Raw genomic sequence first — 23852 nt, forward strand, 5'->3', positions numbered from 1 at the left:
GCCAAGTAACCAAACGCTTGATCCCCTGACGTACGGTGCCTCGCCCAGGCTCGGCATACCTTCGCTGCGGCATTCATCCGGGGGCATCGCCTCCGGTTTGCTTCGCTGCACCTCCTCTCGATGTGTGCGGCTGCGCCGCACGGCGCTACGCGCCTGCCCCCCGGATGAACGCCTCCGCTCAGCCTTCCGACGGGGCAGATCAAAATCAAAAGCAGGCGAGGCGAGCTAACGCTCGGCCTGATGGTTGGCGCGGTTCCCTGTAGGAGCTGCCGAAGGCTGCGATCTTTTGATCTTGCTTTTGAAAATCAAAAGATCGCAGCCTCGTTTCACTCGACAGCTCCTACAGGTCCCTTGCAGATAGGCACATGCCTGTGGGAGCTGGCTTGTCGGGTCGCCGCATCGCAGCGAAGGCGGCCTGACAGCCCACCTGATTTCACGGATGCCCCCAATCCCCTGTAGGAGCGAGCTTGCTCGCGATGGTCGTCAACGATAACGCTGGCAGCCTGACCCCCCGCGGCGTTCTGTCGTCCATCGCGAGCAGGCTCGCTCCTACAGGGAACCGCGCCAACCATCAGGCCGAGCGGTAGCTCGCCTCGCCTGCTTTTGATTTTGATCTGCCCCGTCGGAAGGCCGAGTGGAGGTGTTCATCCGGGGGGAGGGCGCACAGCGCCGTGCGGCGAAGCCGCACACATCGAGAGGAGGTGCAGCGAAGCAAACCGGAGGCGATGCCCCCGGATGAATACCGGAGGGAGGGAACCCTGAGCCTAAGCGAAGGGCCGTACGTCAGGGGATAAAAGCGCTTGGTTACTTGGCGCTTTTCCAAGTAACCCGCCGTAAGGGCGGAACCCTAAGTGGCCGTTACCGCAGAAATGGATATGTACGCCTGAAAGAGCATGGTCGGCTGGCAGGCCGCCATCGCGAGCAGGCTCGCTCCTACAGAGGTCGGAGGCATCCTTCAAGCCGGCGGCGTGTCATCCACACACAACAACGTTTCAATCCGAGCCGGACTAAACGGCGGCCTCGGCACCGACGGCTGCCAGTCAAACAGATACTGCAAGGCCCCACCACACACCCGCCCCTGACAGGCCCCCATGCCACAGCGACTGGCCAGCTTGGCCTGGCGCCAGTCCGGGTGCCCGGCGATCGCGGCGTAGGGGACATCTTCGCAGCGACAGACCAACGTATCGGCCCGCGCCAAATCCTTGAGCTGCGGATCAAGCCTGAACGCGCTGTTCAACGCCCTGGCAAAGCCCTGCCAGCGCGCCCGACGTGGCCACAGCTGTCGGGCCGCCGCAGTGTTACCGACAGCGGCGAGACCTGCGATTGCGCCTTCGACCAGTGCCAGTTCACTGCCGCCAAAACCGGTGCATTCACCGGCCGCAAAGAGATTCCCCTGGCTCGTCGCTTGCCAGGCATCGACCGCGAGCGCTGAGTCTACGAGTGCGCAGCCCAGCGCCTGGCCAAGCTGTGTATTGGGAATCAGGCCGAAACCACAGGCCAGGCGATCACAGGCCAGCTCGACGATTTTGCCTTGCTGGCGCAGGCGCACGGCCTCCAGCCGATCATTGCCCAAGGCTTCGACAACCTGAGTGCCTGCGCGGTACTGGCGGTCGAACAGGGTCAAAGATTGCAGCAACTTGCCCGGCCAGCGTGGCAGTTGCAGGGCGAACCCGGCGATCGCGAGCGCAGTGGCCTGTTCGGCGATGCGCAGCACCTGGGCGCCGTTATGTTTCGCGGTGGCGGCGCTGGCCAGCAGCAAGGGCCCGCTGCCGGCGATAACGATGCGCTCGCCCTGCACCGGCAAGCCACCCTTGATCAGCGCCTGAAGTCCCCCGGCCCCGGTGACGCCCGGCAATGTCCAGCCGGGGAAGGGCAGCAGCAATTCGCGAGCACCGGTGCACAGAATCAGTTTGTCGTAGTCGATCAACCAGCCGTGATCGGCGTCTTCCACCAGCAACTGGTTGGGCGCAGGACAGGCGATCACCCGGGTGCCCGGGTGGTGGCGGATATTGCTGCAGGCGTGCAGGCGTTCACGCAGCTGCCGCGCAAGATTTGGCAGACTGGCTTGCGGCCCGTCGCGCCAGATCTGCCCGCCCGACAGCGGGTTGTCGTCGAGCAGCACGATGCGCGCGCCACTAGAGGCGGCGGCGAGGGCGGCACTCATCCCGGCAGGGCCGGCACCAATGATCAACAGGTCGGCGTATTGGTTCATGGTCGGGTCTGCACCTGCATGTCGTTCTCGCACAGGGTCTGGCATGCCAGCCGGCGACGGCCGTTGATGGTCACCCGGCATTCCTGGCAAATGCCCATGCCGCACAGCGGTGCGCGTCGCTGGCCGCTGACCGAGGTGCGACTGCAACCGTCACCGCCCTGGGCCAGTGCCGCAGCGACCGTCGTGCCTTCGGCCACCCGCAGGGCACGACCGTCCAGGATCAAGTCAGGCATAGACGGCCTCCCCGAGAAAACGTTGCGGTAGATAGGGTTGCGCCGCCAGTGGCGGCGTCTCGCCGAATAATTGCGCAACCAGCAAATCGGCGGTGCCGGGGGCGGTGGTGACGCCAAGTCCTTCGTGACCGACGGCCAGCCACAGGCCCTTGCGTTGTGGATGCTGGCCCACCAGCGGCAGACCGTCGGGGCTGGCGGCGCGAAAACCGGTCCAGGCGCGGATGCCGTTGAGCTGCGCCAGGCCCGGCATGTACTCGGTGGCGCGCTTGAGCATTTTCGCCAGCATCCAGCCTTCGACCTGCGGATCGGTGGTGCCGAATTGCCGCGAGGCGCCGATGAACAATTGCCCGGTGGGGCGCGGCTGGATATTACAGGCAGTCGACGGCCCCGTGGCGTTGTGGGCACTGGTCACATAGCCCAGTTCCACCAGCGTGTGGGTGACCTTGCCGGGGTAGCGATCGGTGATCAACAGGTGGCCTTTTTTCGGCTCGATCGGCAATTCCGGGCACAGCTCGGTGGCCTGGATGCCGTTGGCCAGGATGACCACCTCGGCGTGCAGCCACTGGCCGTCGTCGAGGCGCACGCGGTTGCCGTCGACTTCACTGACCCGTGCCCGTCGTTGTTCGATGTTGGCGCTGTCGAGCATCCAGCTGGCCGTCTCCGGGGCGTACAGAATGCCGTCGCCGTTGATCAACAAGCCGCCTTCGAGGTCTTCGCGCAACGCCGGCTCGCGGCTGTGCAAGGCTCGGCGGGCGACCAACTCGCAGGCCACGCCCTGGGCCTGCAGGTTCAGGTATTTGCTTTCGGCCACGGCCATTTCTTCGGCATTGGCCGCCAGCCACAAGGTGCCATTGCTGCGGTACGCGCAGCCGTTGGGCAGGTCGGGCGCCTGTTCGCGCCAGCGTTGCAGCGAGTATTGACTCAGGGCCAGTTCGGCCGGGTTGTCATCCAGCACCAGCAGGTGCCCCATGCCCGCCGCCGTCGCACCGTGCAGCCCGGCGTCCAGCACCAGCACGCGCAAGCCGCGCCGGGCCAGCGCCTGGGTACAAGCGGCGCCGATGATGCCGGCACCGATCACGATCACATCGGCCGCCTGGCCCCGGTTCATGGGCGAATGCCCCAGGCGAACGGGTCGTCCTGTTCGATGATCAGACTGGCCTCGGCGCTGATGAAGGCGCGGCCGCGAATCGTCGGCACGATGCGCTCGCCTTGCCCTTCTTGCCATTCATAGGAGCCTTCGAACTCGCTGCCAATCACGCTGGCCTGGCGCCAGATCTGCCCCGGCTGCAATTTGTCATCGGCCGCCAGGCACGCCAGTTTTGCGCTGGTGCCGGTGCCGCAGGGTGAACGGTCGTACGCCTTGCCGGGGCAGAGCACGAAATTGCGGCTGTCGGCCTGGGCGTCGTCGGCGAACAGTTCGACATGGTCAATCAACCCGCCGTCTTCCCCGCGTATTCCCTGATCCTCCAGTGCCTGCTGCACGGCGTAGGTGTAGGCGGTCAGCGCATCGAGGTTGTCGCCAGCGACCCGCAGGCCATGCCCGGCGATGAGGAAAAACCAGTTGCCGCCCCAGGCGATGTCACCGACCACCTCGCCGATCCCCGGCACCTGTAACGCGACCGCCTTGCGATAGCGGTAGGCCGGCACGTTGCGCACGCTGACCGAGTGATCCGGATGCAGGGTTGCCTGTACCGTGCCCACCGGCGTTTCGATGCTGTGCACACCCGGACCGATCTTGCCCAGATGCGCCAGTGAGGCCACCAGGCCAATGGTGCCGTGGCCGCACATGCCGAGGTAGCCGGTGTTGTTGAAGAAAATCACTCCGGCGCAGGCGCTCGGGTCGACTGGCTCGCACAACAGGGCGCCCACCAGCACGTCGCTGCCCCGTGGTTCGAGTACGCAGGCGGCGCGCCAATGGTCATGTTTGTCAGCCAGCTGCTGTCGACGCTCGGCCATGCTGCCGGTGCCCAGGTCGGGAAAGCCGGCGGTCACCAGGCGGGTAGGTTCGCCGCCGGTGTGGGAGTCAATCACGGTGATGCGTTTCATGAAGGCCACGTCCGTTCAGATGAGTGAACGCAAGAGTGGCCCGGGCGGGGCGTGGGCGGCTTGATGGTTTTATTCTGTGCCGATGACGAAATCGGCACAGTGCCAAAAGCGGTCAGTGATGGTGGGGCAGGTGCTCGAACAGGGTCTTGCAGACGCCGGCGATGTGCTCGTCAAGCAGCTTCACCGCCCGGTCGACGTCGCCGGCGCGACAGGCGGCGATGATCTCCCGGTGTTCGTGGTCGGCGCGTTCCTTGCCGGCCGAAAGGCTCATCTGCATGCGCAGGTAACGTTCCAGCTTGTCGTTGACCGACCGGATCAGGCCCACCAGAAACGGGCGCTGCGCCGGTTCGTAGAGGCAGGCGTGCAGTTCCCAGTTGAGCTCTGCCCAGCGGCCGACGTCATCCTCGCCGACGAATTCCTGGCAGATGCTCTCGGCGCGGGCGAAGGTGGTTTCGGTCATGTTCGGAATGGCCAGGCGCAGCACCTTGTCTTCGAGCAGCATGCGTACTTCGAACATCTGCGCCAGTTCCGCATCGGACACCCGCGTGACCATCGCCCCGCGATTACGCTGGAACATCACCAGGCCTTCGGCTTCCAGGCGCTTGAGGGCCTCGCGCACGGGGATCTTGCTGACGTTGAACTGCCGGGCGATATCGTCCTGGCGAATCGGTTCGTCCTCGGCGAAATGCCCGGCGACGATGGCATCGCGCAGATGGCGGGTAATGATTTCCGATGTCGAAGGGGCATTGCCCAGGTCGGGGGCATTGAATTTGGGTAGGGTCACGGCGGCGGTCGTTCGGAGTTATTTGGCGATATGGTATACGAATTTGCGGGCGCCACTCACTGCGCCCGAGCGGTTGCCCGACAGCTAGCTGCACAATTGGATCATTAACTTGTAAGTTTCGGTCATTGAGGCGTCTTCGGACTGCTCATAATCTGTTACGCATGACTGAGGGGTGCCGCAGAGCGCCCGCATTTTTCCGTGATCGCTGTTTGTGGAGCTACCGATGACCGCCGCTCATTATCCGAACCTGCTGGCCCCGCTGGACCTGGGTTTCACCACGCTGCGCAACCGTACCCTGATGGGCTCGATGCACACCGGCCTTGAAGAAAAGCCTGGCGGTTTCGAACGCATGGCGGCGTATTTCGCCGAACGTGCCCGTGGTGGTGTCGGCCTGATGGTCACCGGTGGTATCGGCCCGAACGACGAGGGTGGCGTGTACTCCGGCGCAGCCAAGCTGACCACCGAGGAAGAAGCGCTCAAGCACCAGATCGTGACCCGCGCGGTACACGAGGCGGGCGGCAAGATCTGCATGCAGATCCTGCACGCCGGTCGTTATGCCTACAGCCCCAAGCAGGTCGCGCCAAGCGCCATCCAGGCGCCGATCAACCCGTTCAAGCCCAAGGAGCTGGACGAGGAAGGCATCGAGAAACAGATCCGCGATTTCGTCACCTGCTCGACCCTGGCGCAACAGGCCGAGTACGACGGCGTGGAAATCATGGGTTCGGAAGGTTATTTCATTAACCAGTTCCTCGCCGCCCACACCAACCACCGCACCGACCGCTGGGGCGGCAGCTACGAGAACCGTATGCGCCTGCCGGTGGAAATCGTGCGCCGGGTGCGTGAAGCGGTCGGCCCGAACTTCATCATTATTTTCCGCCTGTCGATGCTCGACCTGGTGGAAGGCGGCAGCACCTGGGACGAAATCGTGCAGCTGGCCAAGGCCATCGAGAAGGCCGGCGCGACCATCATCAATACCGGTATCGGCTGGCACGAAGCGCGAATTCCGACCATCGCCACCAAGGTTCCCCGTGCCGCGTTCAGCAAGGTCACGGCCAAGCTACGCGGCGAGGTGAGCATCCCGCTGATCACCACCAACCGGATCAACACCCCGGAAGTCGCCGAGCAGATCCTGGCCGAAGGCGATGCCGACATGGTGTCCATGGCGCGGCCGTTCCTGGCCGATCCGGACTTCGTCAACAAGGCGGCTGAAGGTCGTGCCGACGAAATCAACACCTGCATCGGCTGCAACCAGGCCTGCCTGGACCACACCTTCGGCGGCAAGCTGACCACCTGCCTGGTAAACCCGCGGGCCTGCCACGAAACCGAGCTTAATTACCTGCCGGTGCAGCAACTGAAGAAGATCGCCGTGGTTGGCGCCGGCCCCGCCGGCCTGTCCGCCGCGACGGTTGCCGCCGAACGTGGCCATCAGGTGACGCTGTTTGATTCGGCCAGTGAGATCGGCGGCCAGTTCAACGTCGCCAAGCGCGTGCCGGGCAAGGAAGAGTTCTACGAAACCCTGCGCTATTTCGGCCGCAAATTGCAGACCACCAACGTCGAGGTGTGCCTGAACACCCGCGTGGATGTGGCTGCGCTGATCGAGGGCGGCTTCGACGAAATCATCCTGGCCACCGGCATTGCGCCACGGGTACCGGCCATTCCCGGTGTCGAGAATGCCAAGGTGCTGAGCTACCTGGACGTGCTGCTCGAGCGCAAGCCGGTGGGCAAGCGCGTGGCGGTGATCGGTGCTGGCGGTATCGGTTTCGACGTCTCGGAATTCCTCGTTCACCAGGGCCAGGCCACCAGCCTGAACCGTGATGAGTTCTGGAAGGAGTGGGGCATCGATACACACCTGGAAGCCCGTGGCGGTGTGGCCGGGATCAAGGCGACGCCCCATGCTCCGGCCCGCGAAGTCTTCCTGCTGCAACGCAAGAAATCCAAGGTCGGCGACGGCCTGGGCAAGACCACCGGCTGGATTCACCGCACCGGTCTGAAGAACAAGCAGGTGCAGATGCTCAACAGCGTCGAGTACCTGAAGATCGATGACGACGGCCTGCACATCCGCATCGGCGAAGCCGGCGAGCCTCAGGTGCTGCCGGTGGACAACATCGTGATCTGCGCCGGGCAGGATCCGTTGCGCGAATTGCAGGAAGGCCTGGTGGCGGCGGGGCAGAACGTGCACCTGATCGGCGGCGCGGATGTCGCGGCGGAGCTGGATGCCAAGCGGGCGATCAATCAGGGTTCGCGGTTGGCGGCCGGGTTGTAACAGCAGGTCCTGTGGCGAGGGAGCTTGCTCCCGCTGGAGGCCGAAGGACTCCCGTTTTGCGGCCGCTTCGCAGCCGAGCGGGAGCAAGCTCCCTCGCCACAAAGGGCTGTTAAGATGCTGGCTCTTTACTCAGAGCCGGCATCGATGCTTCTCCCTCCCTCCGACTGGCTACCCAAAGCCCCCCTCGAACCCCTCCCTCTCGACTGGCTCAAAACCGCCGGCATCGAAGTCGCGATCCTGCGCCTGGACCGGATCGACCCGCTGATCAGCGGCAACAAATGGTTCAAGCTGATCGAACACCTCAAGGCCGCCGAGCGATCCGGCGCCGAAGGCATCATCAGCCTGGGTGGCGCGCACTCCAATCACCTTCATGCGCTGGCCGCGGCCGGCAAACGCTTGGGTTTTGCCACGGTCGGCCTGCTGCGCGGGCATCCGCAGCAAACCCCCACGGTCGAGGATTTGCAGGCGTTCGGCATGCAGTTGCACTGGCTCGGCTACGGCGGTTATCGGGCGCGGCATGAAGCGGGCTTCTGGGAGCCATGGCGCAGCCGATACCCGACGCTGCACCCCGTACCCGAAGGGGGCGGCGGCTTGCCCGGCGCTCGTGGTTGCGTGCAATTGAAGGCACAGGTTCACCAGCAATTGAAGGATGTGAACTGGAGCGACTACGACGCCTGGTGGCTGGCCTGCGGAACCGGCACCACTCTTGCCGGCCTGGTGCTGGCCGAGGCTGGCGATCGCCCGGTCTGCGGCGCGTTGGCGGTGCCTGGCGATCATGGGGTGGTGCAGCAGGTCGAGCGGATTTTGCAGGAGGCGGGTGTGGCTCATTCGGCTTATGAGCTGTTCGATGCCAGCCGAGGGGGCTTTGCCAAGGTCGATCCGCTGTTGCTCGAATTCATCGAACAGACCGAACACGCCAGCGGCGTACCCCTTGAACCTTTGTACACCGGCAAGGCGCTGATGGCGCTCAAGCAGCAAGTCGAGGCGGGGAAGTTTGCCCCGGGTACGCGGCTGATATTCGTGCATACCGGTGGCTTACAGGGGCGTCGGGGGTTCACCCCCAAACAACTGTAGGAGCGAGCCTGCTCACGATGCGGTGGCACATCCAATATTGATGTGTCAGACAAACCGCTATCGCGAGCAGGCTCGCTCCTACAGTTGGGATTCTCTGGAATCAGATATTGCGGTTCACCCGCTTGGGCATCATCCGCAACAAGGTGTTATCACCCACCACGTAATGGTGATACAGCGCAGCCACCGCATGCAGGCCGATCAGCCAGTAGCCGATGGTGCCGGCGAGTTCGTGCCATTCCTGCAGTTGCTTGGCGAAGGCCTTGTCTTCGGCCATCAGCATCGGCAGATCGACGCCGTAGAACATCACTTGATTGCCTTTGGCGCTGGTGGTCAGCCATCCGAGAATCGGTGTGGCGATCATGAACAGGTACAGCGCCCAGTGCATCAGTTTGGCCAGCGTCGTCTGCCATTGAGGCGATGCCGGGAAAATCTGTGGCGCCGGGCCGAAAGTGCGGGCGAACAAGCGAAGCCAGACCAGGACAAACACCGTCAGGCCGAGCATGAAGTGCGACTCCACGATCAAGGTTCGACCGCCACTGCCCTTGGGGAACATCCCGCGCAACTCGATGCAGGCGTAAACCAGCGCCAGCAGGACCAGCATCAACCAGTGCAGCGTGATCGATACGGTGCTGTAGCGTGATTCGGAGTTTTTCCATGGCATTTCGCGTTTCCTCACAGGTCAGGTCAAGCCACCGTTCCTGGCTGACGGTGTGCTTTAACTGTAATCCTGTTTCAACGGCTTTGCCTCGGGCTGTTTAACGCTGAATGCGCTGTTCAGGTAATTGACAGGAAGATGCGTTTGCGACCCTGTAGGAGCGAGCATGCTCGCGATGGGCGAAAGGACAACGCGGGGCATCAGGCAGCCAGCGTTATCGTTGACGTCCATCGCGAGCAGGCTCGCTCCTACAGGGAGGCAGTGTTCGGTCAGTTGGCTTGTGGCATCTCACCACGGGCCAGGCGCTGGTTGATGTCGGCGATCACTGCCGGCAAGTCGGTGATGGTGTCGATCATGTAGTGCGGACGCGAGCCTTCGAACAGCTTGTGGATGCGCTTGCGCTCGCTGTCCAGCGTGGCGCTGTCCAGGGCGCGGAAGCCTTCGTAGTCCAGGCCCAGGGCGTTGCCGGAGCAGATCAGGGCCACGGTCCACATGCCGGCGCGGCGACCTTCGAGAATGCCTGGCACGGTGTCGTCGATCTTCACGCAAGCGGCGACGTCGTCGATGCCCAGGGCGATCACGTTGGCCAATGCCTGGGCCGGCCATGGGCGGCCGTTCGGCACTTCATCGGTGGCCACCACGTGGTCGGCCACGTAGCCGTTGGTAGCGGCCAGTTCCACGACCTTGTCCATGACCTGTTTCGGGTAGCCGGAGCAGGAGCCGATCTTGATCCCTTGCTGGCGCAGGTTGGCGATGGTGTCCAGCGCGCCCGGAATCAGCGCCGAGTGTTCGGCGATTTTTTCGATCTGCAGCGGCATGAAGCGCTGGTAGATCGCGGTGACGTCATCGTCGGTCGGGGTGCGGCCGAACACCTTGCGGTAACGCTCGGCGACTTCCGGCAGGTTGCACAGGGTACGGATGTGGTCCCACTTGCCCATGCCCATCGGGCCACGGGCTTCTTCGATGGACACCTGGACGTCGAATTCGGCGAAGGCCTCGACGAAGATCTGGGTTGGCGCGAAAGAACCGAAGTCGACGACGGTGCCGGCCCAGTCGAGGATGGCGGCTTGCAGTTGGGTTGGGTTTGCGTAGTTCATGGTTTCTGAATTCCTGAGAAAAAACTGGCTATTAAGGAGCAGCTTTTTGTGGGAGCGAGCCTGCTCGCGATGAGGCCCGGCCAGTCGACATCAATGGTGAATGTCAGACCGCAATCGCGAGCAGGCTCGCTCCCACAGGGGAAAGGGGGGCTTAGATTTCAAGCACTTCCATCTCACGCAACACTTCGCCGATGGCCGCCACGGCTTCGCGCATCGCCGCCGGTTGCACGTGACCGATGCAGCCGACGCGGAAGGTTTCGACCTGGGTCAGTTTGCCGGGGTAGAGGATGTAGCCCTTGGCCTTGACCCGCTCGTAGAACTCCTTGAACTGGTAGCGCGGATCTTTCGGTGCATGGAAGGTGGCGATGATCGGTGCCTGGATGGCGGCCGGCAGGAAGCTGCGCAGGCCCAGCTTGCCCATCTCTTCCATCAGCGCCTGGCAGTTGGCGGCATAACGCGCATGCCGCGCCGGCAGGCCGCCTTCTTCGTTGTACTGCAGCAGGGCTTCGTGCAGCGCCGCGACCACGTGGGTCGGCGGGGTGAAGCGCCACTGACCGGTTTTCTGCATGTAGGCGTGCTGGTCGAACAGATCCATCGCCAGCGAGTGCGAGTTGCCGGCGGCTGCGGCCAGAGATTGCTTGTTGGCAAACACAAACCCCATGCCCGGTACGCCTTCCAGGCATTTGCCGGAAGCGGCGATCAAGGCGTCGAACGGAATCTGTTGCGCATCGACCGGCAGGGCACCAAAGGAGCTCATGGCATCGATGATCAGACGCTTGCCGTGCTGCTGCACGACCTGGGCGATTTCCGGCAGCGGGTTGAGGATGCCGGTGCTGGTTTCGCAGTGGATCAGCGCGATATGAGTGATGCCGGTATCGGCGCGCAACAGGCGGTCGACGTCCGCTGCGGTGGTCGGTTCGTCTTCGGCGGTTTCGAAGGTGCTGAAAGAGCGCCCGAGCACTTCGCAGATTTTCGCCAGGCGCTTGCCATAGGCACCGTTGATCAGCACCAGGACTTTGCCGTCGCGCGGCACCAGGGTGCCGATCGCTGCTTCCACCGCGAAGGTGCCGCTGCCTTGCAGGGGGACGCAGTAGTGGCTGGCGGCGCCGTTGATGATCGCCAGCAGTTGTTCGCACAGGCTGGCGGTCAGTTGGTTGAAGCGGTCATCCCATGAACCCCAGTCAACCATCATCGCCTGACGGGTGCGGGCGGACGTGGTCAACGGGCCGGGGGTGAGCAGGATGGGTGCGGCAATACTCATTCTCGTGTCCTCGCAATCGATGGGATGAAGCTACGGGGCTTAAATTGCAATTTGCCGAGTTATCAATCAAATTGTTTGTTGTTATTCCAGCCATCAGTAGGACTTATTCATGAACCTGTTTCAGCTACGCGCCTTCGATGCCGTGGCCCGGGAGGGCAGCTTCACCCGGGCGGCCGCGCGCCTGTTCATCAGCCAGCCGGCCGTGACCGGACACATCAAGGCGCTGGAGGAGCACTACCAGATCACCCTGTTGCGCCGCACCGCGCGACGGGTGGAATTGACGGAAGAGGGCACCAAGCTGGCGGCGATCACCCGGGCGATGTTCGGCCTGGCCGAAGAAGCGCAGGTGATGCTGGAAGCGAATCGGCAGTTGCTCACCGGGCGTCTGGAAGTCGCGGCGGACGGACCGCACATGGTCATGCCGATGCTGGCGAGCCTGCGGGCGCGCTACCCGGGGATCACCGTGAACCTGCGCCTGGGCAACGCTCAGGAAACCCTCGCGGCGCTGTTGTCCGAGCATGCCGACGTGGCGGTGCTGACCGAGGTCGAGCCGCGTAAGGGCCTGCATTTGCAAGCCCTGAGCGAGTCACGCATTTGTGCGCTGGTGCCGGACGGCCATCCGTGGGCGAGCAAGACCCGAGGGGTGCCGCTCAAGGACCTGGATCAGGTGATCATGGTCTTGCGTGAACCGAGTTCAATCACCCGGCGCACCTTCGACGAGGCCTGCGCCCAGGCCAATGTGAACCCCCGGGTGCTGCTGGAGCTGGACAGTCGGGAAGCGGTGACCGAGGCGGTGGCGGCGGAGCTGGGGGTGGGGGTGGTGTCGTCGGTGGAAGTCAGCCATGACCCGCGGGTGGCGGCGGTGCCGATCATCGGCGAGGGGCTGGTGAACCGGCACATGATGGGGTGCATGGAGCGGCGGCGGGATTTGCGCCTGATACAGGCGTTTTTCGGCTTGGCGCCGAATTCAGGCTAATCACTGACACCCTGTAGGAGCTGCCGAAGGCTGCGATCTTTTGATCTGATCGTTCCCACGCTCCGCGTGGGAATGCAGCCCGGGACGCTCCGCGTCCCATCCAGAGCCGAACGCGGAGCGTCCGTTGAGGCATTCCCACGCAGAGCGTGGGAACGATCAGTGGGGGAGGCTCTCGCGCACCATCTCCAGAAACGTCGCCACAATCCGCCGCGAACTCTGCTCGCGCAAGCACACCAGCGTCTCGGTCAATCGCCGCTTGCAATCGGTAATCGGCAACGCGCACACCCTGGAGTCCGAACCGAACTCGGCCGCGGACACCACCCCGACACCGATCCCCACCACCACCGCCTCACGCGCCGCTTCCCGACCTTCGACCTGAATCGCCGGACGGATACGAAACCCGGCGCCGGCCATTTCTTCTTCCAGGGTCTGGCGGGTCACCGAGCCGATTTCCCGCAGTACCAACGGCGTGTCGTCGAGGTCGGCCAGGCAGATGGATTCGCGGTCGGCCCAGGGGTGGTTGCGTGAAACGAATGCCACCATCGGGTCATTGCGCAGCGGCAGGGAGATCAGGCGTTCGTCGCTGACCTCGCGGCCCAGCAGCGCCAGGTCGGCCTGGTAGTTGAAGAGCCGGAACAGCGATTCATCGGTGTTGCCGGTTTCGATCTTCACGCTGATGCCGGGGTAGCGCTCGCAGAAGCGGGCGATCTGCGGCAGCACATGCACCGGGGCGTCTACCGCCAGAATCAGGCTGCCGGTTTGCAAGGCCTGGGAATCCTGCAACAGTTCCTGGGCCTCGGCTTCGATCACGAACAGCTTCTGGGTGACGCCCAGCAGGCGCTCCCCCAGATCCGTCAGGCGCACCGAGCGTTTGTTGCGGTGGAACAGCAGCACCCCGTAGCGCTCTTCGAGTTTGCGCACCTGATCGGAAATCGCCGGCTGGGTAAGGAACAGCCGTTCGGCGGCTTTGGTGAAGCTTCCGTAGACGGCCACGGCGTGGAAAGCCTTGAGCTGAGCGTGGGAAACCGACATCGAACCTCCAGTAACAAGCTGAGCTTATTTTGGAAATACGATAAATCGATTTCACTTATTAATCAGTAATTGTTTTGATCCGCTCCAGCCCCGCTGACTGGTCAGTCGAACAGCCTCGGGAGCCATGAGCCTGTACGTGCATTAACAGGACTCATCTGACCGGTATCCGCCATAGGGACAGGGCGATATCGCAGTGCTCAACAATAAAAACACAGGCGTTTTCTTCCAATTCTGCCGGCACACTCACACCCTGAGGTCAGAACCACAATGAACAAGCACATCGGCACCATCAAGCGTTGGCGCGTGCAGATCTTCGCGATCACCTGGCTCGCCTACGCCGCTTTCTACTTCACCCGCAAAGCGTTTTCCGTCGCAAAACTGGGGATCGGCGAAGACCCGACCTTCATGCTCGACAAAATGGCCATGGCCAACCTCGACGCCATCTACCTGACCGCCTACGCCGTCGGCCAATTCACCTGGGGCATCCTCGCCGACCGTTTCGGACCGCGAGTGGTGGTGCTGGGCGGCTTGCTGATATCGGCGGCGGCTGCATTGGTGATGGGCAGTTTCGCGACCTTGCCGATCTTCGCCACCTGCATGCTGATCCAGGGGCTGGCGCAGTCCACGGGCTGGTCGGGGCTGTGCAAGAACCTCGGCAGTTTCTTTCCCGCCCAACAACGCGGGCGGGTGTTGGGCCTGTGGAGTTCCTGCTACGCGTTCGGCGGTCTGGTGGCGTCGCCATTCGCCGGATGGTGGGCCTATACGCTGATCGGTTCCTGGCATGCAGCGTTCATTTCCAGTGCGGCGGTGGTCGGGCTCGTCGCCGTGCTGTTTTTTATTTTCCAGCGCAACAAACCGGAAGACGTGGGATTGCCTGCCGTCGAGCCGGAACCCGAGTTGACCGCTGAAGAGGCCCACGCCCAAAGCAAGATCAGCGTGCTGGAGCCTTTGAAGGAAATCCTGCGCAACCGCACCGTGCTGATTCTCGGCCTCGCCTATTTCATGCTCAAGCCGGCGCGCTACGCGATTCTGCTGTGGGGCCCGGTGATCGTGTTCGAACAGATGCCCTCGGTGGGCAAGGTGGGTGCGGCGATCATTCCCACCGCATTCGAACTGGCCGGGTTGCTGGGGCCGATCCTGATCGGGCTGGCTTCGGACAAACTGTTCGGTGCCCGGCGCATGCCGGCCTGCGTGATCAGCCTGCTGGCGCTGACCCTGTCGCTGGCCTTTTTCATGGGCGCGCTGCATACCGGTAGCGTGGCGCTGGTGGTGGCGCTGCTGTTTGTCATGGGCCTGACCCTGTATGGACCGGACTCGATGATCAGCGGCGCGGCCGCCATCGATTTCGGCACCGCCAAGGCGGGCGCCACGGCGGCGGGCTTCGTCAACGGCTGCGGTTCGGTCGGGGCGATTCTCGGCGGTTTGCTGCCGGGGTATTTCGACACTGTCACCGTATTCATCGTCTTTGCCGGCTGCGCGATGTTCTCCGCGCTGGTGCTGATCCCGCACTGGAACAGCCGCCCCGGTGGCCTGAAAACCAATTACCCGTTCGTGCCCAACCGGCCGATGACCGTAAAACCCCTGCGTACCTGAACCCAAGTCCTGCGCCGCCTGCTGCGGATGCGGCAGGCTGGCGTGTGGACATCTGACCGGAGATCGACCCCATGAGACCCTTTTGGCTGGACCAGGCCCTGAAGGCTGAAACGTCCGAAAGCTGCCCGCCACTGCAAGGCGATGCCCGCGCCGACGTGTGCATTGTCGGCGGCGGCTACACCGGGTTGTGGACCGCGATCATGCTCAAGGAGCAGAACCCCGAACTGGATGTGCTGCTGATCGAAGCAGACATCTGCGGCGCCGGTGCCAGCGGGCGCAACGGTGGTTGCGCACTGTCTTGGTCGGCCAAGTATTTCACTTTGGAGCGGCTGTTCGGCGTTGAAGAAGCGGTGCGCCTGGTCAAGGAATCCGAGCGCAGCATCCACGCCATCGGCGCCTTCTGCGAGCAGTACGGGGTGGATGCCGACTACCGCCTCGATGGCACCCTCTACACCGCGACCAATCGCGCCCAGGTGGGCTCGACCGACGCGGTGATCGCGGCGCTGGAGCGCCAGGGCATCAACTCGTTCACCCAGCGCCCGCTGGCGGATGTGCAGCGCATGGCCGGTTCCAGCAAGCATTTGGAAGGCTGGTTTTCCCCGGCGGCCGCCAGCGTGCAACCGGGCAAACTGGTGCGAGGTTTGCGCCGGGTGGCCCTGCAGCTGGGGGTGAAAATTCATGAAAACACCGCCATGACCGGGCTGGAGGAAGGCAAGCCGGCGGGGATTCAAACCGCAAACGGCACGGTTCGCGCCGATCGCGTGGTGCTGGCGATGAACGCCTGGATGGCCCGGGCCTTTCCACAGTTCGAACGCAGCGTGGCGATCGTTTCCAGCGACATGGCGATCACCGAACCGCGGCCCGACCTGCTCAACGAAATCGGCTTGACCAGCGGCGTCACCGTGCTCGATTCGCGGATTTTCGTGCACTACTACCACAACACCCCGGACGGCCGGATCATGCTCGGCAAGGGCGGCAATACCTTTGCCTACGGCGGTCGCATGTTGCCGGTGTTTGATCAGCCATCGCCTTACGCCGGCCTGTTGCGCAACAGCCTGACGGATTTCTTCCCGGCCTTTGCCGACGTCAAGGTCGAGGCGACCTGGAACGGACCTTCCGATCGATCGGTCACCGGGCTGCCGTTCTTCGGCCAGATGAGTGCCAGTGGCAACGTGTTCTACGGTTTCGGTTACTCCGGCAGCGGCGTCGGGCCGTGCCACATGGGCGGGCAGATTCTGGCTTCGATGGTTCAGGGCCTGGACAACCCCTGGACCCGTTCGCCCCTGGTGAACGGGCCGCTGGGTTTCTTCCCGCCGGAACCGATTCGTTACCTCGGTTCGTTGATGGTGCGCAACGCCATCCGCCGCAAGGAGCGCGCCGAGGACCACGGACGCAGGCCACGGCACCTGGACGTACGCCTGGCGAAATTCGCCGCGGCGGCGGGCAAGGCCGATAAAGGTTGAAGCTCAGGAGTCCGCAGGCCTGATCAACCAGTCGAGCAGCAGGCGGGTATCGTTGCGTGGCTCCGGGGTGCGGACCGGGCGAGGAGTTTGGCGCTGCGCCAGGCTTGCACAGAACACCGGTCGGTCGGGGTCGCCATCGAGGAAACTCACCAGCCCGTCGCTGCCGGCCAGTGGCATTTGCGTCGGATCCACAAGGTTGTCCATTGTGGCCAGGGCAACCGGTATCCAGACACCGCCGCCCGCATCGGGATCGTGTTGCGGTGTCGGCCACAAACGGACCTGTATCCGGCCTCGATCATCCAGCACCGTCGGCTGGCCGGCCACGCCACACACGCGGGCGGGCTGGTAACCGGGAATGTTCGGCCGGCGCTGAACGGGCTCGGGGCGGAACACCGTCGACCAGGGCATGGCGGTGAATTGATTGCGGTAATTCGGCGTCAGGTCAGGCCCGTCTGCCACCGGGCTCGCCGCCTCATGCCGCGCCTGGGTCACCAGCCACTGATCGTTGAACGGCGCCAGCGGATGCCCGGCCACCTGCACGATATGAGCACTGCGCAGCTGCCGATGATTGCTTTGACCGTGGATCTGCACCTGCCGGCAACGCATGCGCTCCAGCTGCCGGCGAGCAAGCTGATCGCGGTGGCGCTGTTCGATGCCAGGACGCGGCACCAGTGGCATTGATGGATCTAGGGGGTGATTGGCCGCGCTGTCATCGCCGGCAACGGCGCCTCGTTCGTGGGTATCCAGATGCGGTGACAAGGCGGGCGCATCATGGCGCTGGAACAGTTCACTGATGGTTGGAGGGCTGCCGGCCTTGGGCCTTTCGTTATCGAACGGCATCAACAGCGGTTCCTGGGGGAAACTCAGGCAGTCTTCGGCGAACACCAGCACATGGGCGTCGCGATGATGCTCGAAGTGATAGTGAATGCCTTCTTCCGCGCACAGCCGTTGCAGCAGGGCCAGGTCGGTTTCCTCGTATTGAATGCAGAAGGGCCGTAGTGGGTAGTGCCCGGTCGGCAGTTCAAAGCGGTAGCTGCTGTCGGGCAGCCCATGCTCCTTGAGCAACTGGCGCAGGATCATCGGCACACTGAGGCGCTCGAAGACCCGCCGGGGCCTGTGTCTGTCCAGTGCCAGCAGTTCGGGCACCAGCACCAGTTTGTAGGCAACCTGATACGACCCGCGAAGTTCACGGCTGACGCTATGCAGCACGCCGTGAAAACCTGCGCCATGACCCAGATCCAGATGTGCCGGGCGTTGCAGCAGGGCGTCCAGGGGCATGGCCGGTGTCAGGCCAAGTGCTTCGATGTCGAAGCGGTAGGGGTGATTGAGGGCTTCGTGCCCGCGAAATTGCAGGACCTGCAAACTCAAGTCGCTGCCTGGGAGGGTCAGGGTAAGAGGACTTTCCTTGTCGTTATGCATCGAGCGCGCTTCTGCTACGGAGGACGGGCCAAGAGGGTACGAAACCCCGGCCGGTTGTAGTCACCTCGATTCGAATATTCAGAATTGCCCTACAAGGGCTGTTGAAGTTGTCGACAGGACGCGAGAATTTTTGGTCGATTGCCAACTTTAGGCCGTATAAACTTGGCGCCATGCGTCGGCCAATAGATGTTTCGGCGCCACAGACAAGAGAGTGAGTAATGGGCGCACAGTGGAAGGTTAAACACAAAGAAGCGGCAGCCAATGCCAAGGGCAAGATCTTCGGCAAACTGGTGAAGGAAATCACCATTGCTGCGCGCAACGGCGCTGATACTGCCACCAACGCGCACCTGCGCCTGGTGGTTGAACAGGCCAAGAAAGCTTCGATGCCCAAGGAAACCCTGGACCGTGCCATCAAGAAAGGCGCAGGTCTGCTGGGCGAGACCGTGCAATACCATCGCGTGACCTATGAAGGTTTTGCCCCGCATCAGGTGCCGGTGATCATTGAGTGCGTGACTGACAACATCAACCGTACCGTTGCCGAAATCCGCGTTGCATTCCGCAAAGGCCAGTTGGGCGCTTCCGGTTCGGTGGCGTGGGACTTCAACCACGTCGGCATGATCGAAGCCTCGCCGGACACCCCGGACGCCGATCCGGAAATGGCCGCCATCGAGGCGGGTGCCCAGGATTTCGAGCCGGGCGAAGAGGGCGCAACCCTGTTCCTGACCGACCCTACGGATCTGGATGCCGTGCAAAAGGCCTTGCCTGAGCAAGGTTTCACCGTGCTGTCGGCCAAGCTGGGCTACCAGCCGAAGAACCCGGTCAGTGGTCTGAGCGATGAGCAGATGGCTGAAGTCGAAGCTTTCCTGGAAGGCCTCGATAACCATGATGACGTGCAGGAAATGTTTGTCGGTCTGGCTGGTTAATCTGTTTCTTCAGTAACGCCCTCATCGCGGGCAAGCCCGCTCCCACAGGTTTTGTGTCGGTCACAGGTGATGTGGACGACGCAGGACCCTGTGGGAGCGAGCTTGCTCGCGATTGACCGCGCAGCGGTCACCTGGCATTCAACGCCCGAACAACCTCTTCGAACCCCGGCCGCGCCAGCACATCCGGCTGACAGCAGCGCTGCTGCAACCCTTCCAGCTCCACCCGAGCCTCATCGCTCAGACCCGAGTCGATCCGCTCCAGCAATTCCCCCAGCAGTATCCCGAACGCCCGTACTTCGATCCGTTGCAGCGCCCGGCTTTCAAGGCTGTCGGTGGTGGCGTGGAAAGACGCCCCGCCAAAGTCGCCCAGCAAGCAATCGCCCTGTGCATTCCACAGGATGTTGTGGCCATAGAGGTCGCCATGGGTGATGCCTTGCGCGTGCAAGTGCCCGGCCACCGAGGCAATGCCACGGGCAATGCGCAGCGCAACGTCGGCACTGAAGCGGGTGTCCTCGGCGTAGACGTCCCGGCTGCAGGACGCAAGGCTCGGCAACGCGGCGAGGTTGCGAAACTCGGGCTCGATCAGTTGCATCACCAGCCCGGCCGTTCGCTGCGGGTGATCGATGATCTGCCCTTCAATGCGAATCAGGTTGGGATGCAGGCCTGCGCAAATGCAGGCGTTCATTTCGTGCAGGGGCGAGCCGTCGCTGGTCATTTCGCCCTTGTAGAGTTTGACGGCCACGGAGGTGGTGGGTTGGCCCGGTTTTGCCCAGGTCGCTCGATGGATCACGCCCGAAGCGCCTTGGCCGAGTTGCTGCTCAAGTTGCAATTGCGACCAGGGGATTGGCGTCGTGGCCTGCAGCTCGGCTTCGGTTTCCAGCGGGTTACCGGCGTAGGCCAGCCAGCTCAGGCTCGGCAGGGACAGCAGCCATTGCGGCAGTTCGGTCAATTGGTTGGCGGCGATGCGCAGCAGTTCGAGTCGATGGCAATGACGCAGACTTTCCGGCAGCTGCCGCAGGCGGTTGCCCGCGAGCATGAGTTTTTGCAGATGGGGGCGCTCACCCAATTCGCTCGGCAGGGATTCGATGCAGTTATCGGTCAGGATCAACCAGCGCAACAAGGGCGGTAGCGCCGCGCCCGGCACGTGCTTGATGCGGTTGGCCTTGAAGCCGACCATGGTCAGCGCCGCGCATTGGCCGATGCAGGCGGGCAGTTCGGTGAACCGGTTGTCCGAGCAGAACAGCACGCGTAAACGGCTCAGCCGGTGCAGGTCATCCGGCAGGCAGCTCAAGGCATTGCCGGTGAGGTTGAGCACTTCCAGAGTGTCCGCCAGATCGAAGATCTCCCGGGGAAACTCGGTCAGGCCGCAGCTCAGGTCCAGGCGTGTGATGCCCGCCAGTGAGCCGGCGCGCAGTTGGGCAAGGGTATGCATGAAGAGGGTTCGCTGTTGATCGAATGAATGGGCGGCATGATAGCTGGAAAGCTTCTGCGTCTGTCAGGTTGCCATCGCGAGCAAGCTCGCTCCCACAGGGACCTGCGTCGTACACATCATCTGTGACCGACACAAAACCTGTGGGAGCGAGCCTGCTCGCGATGGGGCCGGCAGCCGCACTGAAGGCCGCCAGTCAGACCGCTTCCCGAACTTCCACCAACTGCCCCAACCGACTGCGCGTTCGCGCAAGGTCGATGGCATCGCCGCCCAGGCTTTCGCGCAGCGAGCGCTGGCCGAGCAGGGTCAGGTGCTTGTCCTGGTCGTACAGCACGTCCACCAGATTGATGAAGCGCTGCTGGGCGGCCACCGAACAGTCGGCCAGGTTGGGCAGGTCGTCGATGATCCAGTGATCGAAGCGCCGGCACAGTTCCAGGTAATCCATGACCGCCGTGGGTTGGTCGCACAGGTCGGTGAAGTTGAAACCGATGGTCCGTCCTTCGCAGTAGCGGGCTGGCAGGTGGCGGGTGCCGACCGGCAGGGCAATGGCCGGGGTGTCGATGGCCGGCAGGTTCGAGGCGTGGCGTTGCGCCGGGGTCGCGGGCCAGACGTACTGCCCCTGGGTGAACAGCTGCTGTGCGTGGGTCCGGGCCTGGCTGCGGTAGTCATGGGGGCCGCCGACCTCCATCACCTGCATGCGCGCATTGATCAGGTCGATCACCGGCTTGAAGCGCGCGTGGTACAGCGGGTTGGGCAACAAGCCTTCCGGCGGGTAATTGGAGGTGACCAGCAGCAAGATGCCGCGGCGGAACAAGGCCTTGAACAGCCGCGTGATCAACATCGCATCGCCGATGTCATGGACGTGGAATTCGTCGAAGCACAGCACCCGGCACTCGTGCAGCAATTCGTCGAGGGTGCTCGCCAGGGCGTCCGGCTGATCGCGATGGAAAAACATGCCCTGGTGCAACCGGGCAAAGAATTCGTGGAAGTGCAGGCGCTGTTTTTCCGCCAACGGGATGGCCTGGAAGAAACCGTCCAGCAGCCAGCTTTTGCCGCGGCCCACCGCGCCATGCAGATAGAGCCCCGGCATGGTTTTGGCCCCGGCACCGAGCAGCGTCGTGGCGTGCTGGGCCATGCAATCGATCACCCGTTGCTGGCTGTGACTGAGGGTGTAGCCCTGGGAATGGGCCTTGTGGTGAAAGTAATCATGAATGACCCGACCGCTCGCGGCGCTGGGAGCCGATGTTGTCGGCGCCTTGCCAAAAAGGCGGCGCAACGATGGCCAGCGCGGTGTGAGTCGCGAACGCTTGGGCGGTCGTAATGCCACTGTGATATCACCCCGTTTTCTTCAGGCAGGCTCCTTGAGCCGCGGCGGCATAGTGTAACCAGTGGGGGGAATTTGCTTCCAGTTGTGTCGACGGATACTGGGCGGTATTAGACAAAATACTGCGGCATGTACAGCTTATTACCCGTCGCTAGCCCGAGACTTCCAGCAATGGACCTCGCGAAGTCCCTGTTTAGTCGTGGATCCAATTTCCTGGTCATCGCTGGCGATTTTCAGACGCGTTGCTAACCTCAGTCCTACAAGACACCCCGCAAAAAGGAATGGGGCCGTGAAAGGACGTGTGGTATTGGCAGTCTTGGGTCCAGGGCACAGCGCAGCGAAAGTGGTGCCAGGCGCAGCGATGTCGGTGCTCAGCGCAGCGCTGATGGCGTTCAGCGCAACAGTGTCGGCCACCGAACTCCAGGTTCAGGTGCGGGTCGACGTGCAGCGCGGCTGTCAATTGGTCGGGCAACAACGCGAGGCCGGCGTCGAGCAACTGGGTGTACTGGACTTCGGCAGCACCGCGCGCCTGGATAACCCCGCCGGGCCGCTGGGTGCGGCATTGACCAGCGGGCGCTTGCCACGGCTGGAGTGCAACCCCGATACCCCCTATCAATTACGCGTTGACGGCGGCCTGCACGGTGGCGTCGGCGACGTGCGTTACATGGCAGGCAACGCCGGGCACGGCAAACCCATTCCCTATCGGCTCTATCAGGACCCGGCGCGACGCATTCCACTGGCGGTGGATGTGCCGGTGAGTGGTCGCGTGCCGGATACCGGTTCCGTGGATTTGCCGTTGTATGCCCGCATCGAACTCCTGGCGCAGGTACCTGGGGTCGGTGGTTATTCGGACGTGGTGAAGGTGACCGTAACCTGGTGATTGCAAAGGCGACCCGATGGACTCGGGTTGTACAGGGAAGGGAGCGTTCGCGAACGCCACTTCATTGATCCTGAAGGAGTTGGGATTGGCGTGATGACGATATACAGCAAGGTGTTTGCCGCAAGCGTGCTGACGCTGCTGGCCGGTATCGCGCAAGCGGCGGTCAGCGGGCAGATCCACGCACGCTTGACGCTCATTGCCGGCTGCGAAGTGACCAACGCAGGCACTGATAGCGAAAGCCCGGTCAGCGCCCTTGGCACCCTGGATTTCGGCCAGCAGGGCCCGACATGGAGCGCCCCGATCAAGGCCAGCCTCGGCGATGAAGCCAGCGGCAAGTTGAATGTGGCCTGCAACCCCTCGGTCACCGGTTTCACCGTCTCCATCGATGGCGGCACCCACGGCGACGGCACCACCCGGCGCCTGAGCAATGGCCGCCAGACCATTCCCTATCAATTGTTCCTCGATGCCTCCGGCAGCCAGAGCTACAGCATCGGCCAACAACACAATTTCGCCGTCACCAGCGGGGCGCGGATACCGATTCCGGTATTCGGCTCGGTGGTGGCGAACACCCGCGCGTTACCGGCCGGGGTCTACACCGACACCCTGACGGTGACGCTGGACTGGTAACCCCTTGGAGGAAGGACACCATGCGTACGTTTGCATCAAGGATAGGTTTGCCGTTGCTCGGCCTGACGCTGGCCAGTGGTGTGCAGGCGGCAACCACGGTCACCGGCCAGATCACCTCCAGCCTGATCCTCATCAGCAGTTGCCAGGTCAACGGTGGCGGCGGCTCCAGCAACCTGAACTTCGGTGCCCTGAACTTCGGTACCGCCAACAGCCTGTTCACCTCCGCTAGCGGACAAGTGTTGGGCGGTGGCGGCGGGGCGCTGTCGATTCTCTGCTCGGCCGGCACCACGCCGACGGTCAAGGTGCGCGCCGGCGCCCATGACGGACAGTCGGCGGGCGGGACGCGGGCGCTGTACGACGGGGTCGCCAACTATGTGCCTTACGACCTGTACACCGACGCCGGGCACTCACAGCTGCTGGCCATTGACGGGGTGATCAACCTTGCCCCCAGCACCGGCGTGGCGCAGACCGTGAACATCTACGGCCAGGCGCTGGGCAAGGCGGGGCTGCCGGCGGGCACCTACACCGACACCATTTCCGTCGAACTGACGTTCTAGGGCC

The 23852-nt window shown here is 63.3% G+C and carries 21 protein-coding genes; 9 read left to right on the forward strand and 12 right to left on the reverse strand.

Annotated elements, in window-relative coordinates; genetic code table 11:
• Positions 1-955 precede the first annotated feature (955 nt).
• The 5 genes from ABTV29_RS10110 to ABTV29_RS10130 form a co-directional block, all read right to left on the reverse strand.
• Positions 956-2212 (reverse strand): FAD-dependent oxidoreductase, encoded by a 1257-nt coding sequence (locus tag ABTV29_RS10110; RefSeq protein ID WP_433769932.1) that lies wholly within the window; start codon positions 2210-2212, stop codon positions 956-958.
• The gene (locus ABTV29_RS10115; RefSeq protein ID WP_433769933.1) at positions 2209-2445 is read right to left on the reverse strand and encodes a 2Fe-2S iron-sulfur cluster-binding protein; all 237 of its coding nucleotides are present in this window, start codon (positions 2443-2445) and stop codon (positions 2209-2211) included. The genes ABTV29_RS10110 and ABTV29_RS10115 overlap by 4 nt, the downstream gene beginning before the upstream one ends.
• Positions 2438-3553, reverse strand: a complete 1116-nt coding sequence (locus tag ABTV29_RS10120) for an NAD(P)/FAD-dependent oxidoreductase (RefSeq protein ID WP_433769934.1) — start codon at positions 3551-3553, stop codon at positions 2438-2440. The genes ABTV29_RS10115 and ABTV29_RS10120 overlap by 8 nt, the downstream gene beginning before the upstream one ends.
• Positions 3550-4491 (reverse strand): 4-hydroxyproline epimerase, encoded by a 942-nt coding sequence (locus ABTV29_RS10125; RefSeq protein ID WP_433769935.1) that lies wholly within the window; start codon positions 4489-4491, stop codon positions 3550-3552. The genes ABTV29_RS10120 and ABTV29_RS10125 overlap by 4 nt, the downstream gene beginning before the upstream one ends.
• A 112-nt stretch (positions 4492-4603) precedes the next feature.
• On the reverse strand, positions 4604-5275 hold the full coding sequence (locus ABTV29_RS10130) for a GntR family transcriptional regulator (protein ID WP_433769936.1): 672 nt from the start codon (positions 5273-5275) through the stop codon (positions 4604-4606).
• A 223-nt stretch (positions 5276-5498) separates the two neighbouring features.
• Between ABTV29_RS10130 and ABTV29_RS10135 the strand changes: the two genes are divergently transcribed.
• Complete coding sequence (locus ABTV29_RS10135) at positions 5499-7538, forward strand: FAD-dependent oxidoreductase (RefSeq protein ID WP_433769937.1); 2040 nt, start codon at positions 5499-5501, stop codon at positions 7536-7538.
• 144 nt (positions 7539-7682) lie between these two features.
• On the forward strand, positions 7683-8612 hold the full coding sequence (locus tag ABTV29_RS10140; RefSeq protein ID WP_433769938.1) for a 1-aminocyclopropane-1-carboxylate deaminase/D-cysteine desulfhydrase: 930 nt from the start codon (positions 7683-7685) through the stop codon (positions 8610-8612).
• 100 nt (positions 8613-8712) lie between these two features.
• Here the strand turns inward: ABTV29_RS10140 and ABTV29_RS10145 are convergent, their stop codons facing one another.
• The 3 genes from ABTV29_RS10145 to ABTV29_RS10155 all read right to left on the reverse strand — a co-directional run bounded on the left by ABTV29_RS10145 (position 8713) and on the right by ABTV29_RS10155 (position 11625).
• Complete coding sequence (locus ABTV29_RS10145; RefSeq protein ID WP_433769939.1) at positions 8713-9273, reverse strand: cytochrome b; 561 nt, start codon at positions 9271-9273, stop codon at positions 8713-8715.
• A gap of 263 nt (positions 9274-9536) precedes the next feature.
• Positions 9537-10364 (reverse strand): phosphonoacetaldehyde hydrolase, encoded by an 828-nt coding sequence (gene phnX / locus ABTV29_RS10150; protein ID WP_433769940.1) that lies wholly within the window; start codon positions 10362-10364, stop codon positions 9537-9539.
• A 151-nt stretch (positions 10365-10515) separates the two neighbouring features.
• The gene (locus ABTV29_RS10155; RefSeq protein WP_433769941.1) at positions 10516-11625 is read right to left on the reverse strand and encodes a 2-aminoethylphosphonate--pyruvate transaminase; all 1110 of its coding nucleotides are present in this window, start codon (positions 11623-11625) and stop codon (positions 10516-10518) included.
• 109 nt (positions 11626-11734) lie between these two features.
• Here ABTV29_RS10155 and ABTV29_RS10160 point away from each other — a divergent pair, with 109 nt between their 5' ends.
• Entirely contained in the window at positions 11735-12601 is an 867-nt protein-coding gene (locus tag ABTV29_RS10160; protein ID WP_433769942.1) for a LysR substrate-binding domain-containing protein, read from the forward strand.
• 156 nt (positions 12602-12757) lie between these two features.
• On the opposite strand, the gene ABTV29_RS10165 is transcribed toward ABTV29_RS10160, so the two are convergent.
• Positions 12758-13633: a LysR family transcriptional regulator gene (locus tag ABTV29_RS10165; RefSeq protein WP_433769943.1), complete on the reverse strand. Its 876-nt coding sequence runs from the start codon at positions 13631-13633 to the stop codon at positions 12758-12760.
• Between the two features lie 267 nt (positions 13634-13900).
• On the opposite strand from ABTV29_RS10165, the gene ABTV29_RS10170 reads away from it, so the two are divergent.
• A complete protein-coding gene (locus tag ABTV29_RS10170; RefSeq protein ID WP_433769944.1) occupies positions 13901-15226 on the forward strand; it encodes an MFS transporter in 1326 nt (441 codons plus the stop codon).
• A 71-nt stretch (positions 15227-15297) separates the two neighbouring features.
• Positions 15298-16689 carry an FAD-dependent oxidoreductase gene (locus ABTV29_RS10175; RefSeq protein ID WP_433769945.1) on the forward strand — a complete coding sequence of 464 codons (1392 nt, stop codon included), beginning with the start codon at positions 15298-15300 and terminating at the stop codon, positions 16687-16689.
• A gap of 3 nt (positions 16690-16692) precedes the next feature.
• On the opposite strand, the gene ABTV29_RS10180 is transcribed toward ABTV29_RS10175, so the two are convergent.
• Entirely contained in the window at positions 16693-18108 is a 1416-nt protein-coding gene (locus tag ABTV29_RS10180; protein ID WP_433769946.1) for a type VI secretion system Vgr family protein, read from the reverse strand.
• Between the two features lie 218 nt (positions 18109-18326).
• Between ABTV29_RS10180 and ABTV29_RS10185 the strand changes: the two genes are divergently transcribed.
• Entirely contained in the window at positions 18327-19031 is a 705-nt protein-coding gene (locus tag ABTV29_RS10185) for a YebC/PmpR family DNA-binding transcriptional regulator (RefSeq protein ID WP_433769947.1), read from the forward strand.
• A 127-nt stretch (positions 19032-19158) separates the two neighbouring features.
• Here ABTV29_RS10185 and ABTV29_RS10190 read toward each other — a convergent pair whose 3' ends face one another.
• Together ABTV29_RS10190 and zapE are read right to left on the reverse strand one after the other, a co-directional pair.
• Entirely contained in the window at positions 19159-20463 is a 1305-nt protein-coding gene (locus ABTV29_RS10190; RefSeq protein WP_433769948.1) for a leucine-rich repeat-containing protein kinase family protein, read from the reverse strand.
• A 193-nt stretch (positions 20464-20656) separates the two neighbouring features.
• Complete coding sequence (zapE, locus tag ABTV29_RS10195) at positions 20657-21787, reverse strand: cell division protein ZapE (protein WP_433769949.1); 1131 nt, start codon at positions 21785-21787, stop codon at positions 20657-20659.
• A gap of 358 nt (positions 21788-22145) precedes the next feature.
• Here zapE and ABTV29_RS10200 point away from each other — a divergent pair, with 358 nt between their 5' ends.
• The 3 genes from ABTV29_RS10200 (at position 22146) to ABTV29_RS10210 (ending at position 23848) form a co-directional block, all read left to right on the forward strand.
• On the forward strand, positions 22146-22664 hold the full coding sequence (locus tag ABTV29_RS10200) for a Csu type fimbrial protein (RefSeq protein WP_433771817.1): 519 nt from the start codon (positions 22146-22148) through the stop codon (positions 22662-22664).
• Positions 22665-22757: 93 nt separating this feature from the next.
• Positions 22758-23291 (forward strand): Csu type fimbrial protein, encoded by a 534-nt coding sequence (locus ABTV29_RS10205; RefSeq protein WP_433771818.1) that lies wholly within the window; start codon positions 22758-22760, stop codon positions 23289-23291.
• Between the two features lie 20 nt (positions 23292-23311).
• Positions 23312-23848, forward strand: coding sequence for a Csu type fimbrial protein (locus tag ABTV29_RS10210; RefSeq protein ID WP_433769950.1), 537 nt, complete (start codon positions 23312-23314; stop codon positions 23846-23848).
• Positions 23849-23852 lie beyond the last annotated feature (4 nt).

The sequence above is a fragment of the Pseudomonas putida genome (assembly GCF_050989985.1).
GTDB classification, from domain to species: Bacteria; Pseudomonadota; Gammaproteobacteria; order Pseudomonadales; family Pseudomonadaceae; genus Aquipseudomonas; species Aquipseudomonas putida_AI.

Excerpts from the sequence above, each read along its gene's own strand:
- ABTV29_RS10210 (WP_433769950.1), top strand. The coding sequence starts at position 23,312 with ATGCGTACGTTTGCATCAAGGATAGGTTTGCCGTTGCTCGGCCTGACG.
- ABTV29_RS10145 (WP_433769939.1), bottom strand. The coding sequence starts at position 9,273 with ATGCCATGGAAAAACTCCGAATCACGCTACAGCACCGTATCGATCACG.
- ABTV29_RS10200 (WP_433771817.1), top strand. The coding sequence starts at position 22,146 with ATGTCGGTGCTCAGCGCAGCGCTGATGGCGTTCAGCGCAACAGTGTCG.
- ABTV29_RS10135 (WP_433769937.1), top strand. The coding sequence starts at position 5,499 with ATGACCGCCGCTCATTATCCGAACCTGCTGGCCCCGCTGGACCTGGGT.
- ABTV29_RS10190 (WP_433769948.1), bottom strand. The coding sequence starts at position 20,463 with ATGCATACCCTTGCCCAACTGCGCGCCGGCTCACTGGCGGGCATCACA.
- ABTV29_RS10110 (WP_433769932.1), bottom strand. The coding sequence starts at position 2,212 with ATGAACCAATACGCCGACCTGTTGATCATTGGTGCCGGCCCTGCCGGG.
- ABTV29_RS10115 (WP_433769933.1), bottom strand. The coding sequence starts at position 2,445 with ATGCCTGACTTGATCCTGGACGGTCGTGCCCTGCGGGTGGCCGAAGGC.
- ABTV29_RS10120 (WP_433769934.1), bottom strand. The coding sequence starts at position 3,553 with ATGAACCGGGGCCAGGCGGCCGATGTGATCGTGATCGGTGCCGGCATC.
- ABTV29_RS10170 (WP_433769944.1), top strand. The coding sequence starts at position 13,901 with ATGAACAAGCACATCGGCACCATCAAGCGTTGGCGCGTGCAGATCTTC.
- ABTV29_RS10155 (WP_433769941.1), bottom strand. The coding sequence starts at position 11,625 with ATGAGTATTGCCGCACCCATCCTGCTCACCCCCGGCCCGTTGACCACG.
- ABTV29_RS10175 (WP_433769945.1), top strand. The coding sequence starts at position 15,298 with ATGAGACCCTTTTGGCTGGACCAGGCCCTGAAGGCTGAAACGTCCGAA.
- ABTV29_RS10185 (WP_433769947.1), top strand. The coding sequence starts at position 18,327 with ATGGGCGCACAGTGGAAGGTTAAACACAAAGAAGCGGCAGCCAATGCC.
- ABTV29_RS10205 (WP_433771818.1), top strand. The coding sequence starts at position 22,758 with ATGACGATATACAGCAAGGTGTTTGCCGCAAGCGTGCTGACGCTGCTG.
- ABTV29_RS10160 (WP_433769942.1), top strand. The coding sequence starts at position 11,735 with ATGAACCTGTTTCAGCTACGCGCCTTCGATGCCGTGGCCCGGGAGGGC.
- ABTV29_RS10140 (WP_433769938.1), top strand. The coding sequence starts at position 7,683 with ATGCTTCTCCCTCCCTCCGACTGGCTACCCAAAGCCCCCCTCGAACCC.
- ABTV29_RS10125 (WP_433769935.1), bottom strand. The coding sequence starts at position 4,491 with ATGAAACGCATCACCGTGATTGACTCCCACACCGGCGGCGAACCTACC.
- ABTV29_RS10165 (WP_433769943.1), bottom strand. The coding sequence starts at position 13,633 with ATGTCGGTTTCCCACGCTCAGCTCAAGGCTTTCCACGCCGTGGCCGTC.
- ABTV29_RS10180 (WP_433769946.1), bottom strand. The coding sequence starts at position 18,108 with ATGCATAACGACAAGGAAAGTCCTCTTACCCTGACCCTCCCAGGCAGC.
- phnX (WP_433769940.1), bottom strand. The coding sequence starts at position 10,364 with ATGAACTACGCAAACCCAACCCAACTGCAAGCCGCCATCCTCGACTGG.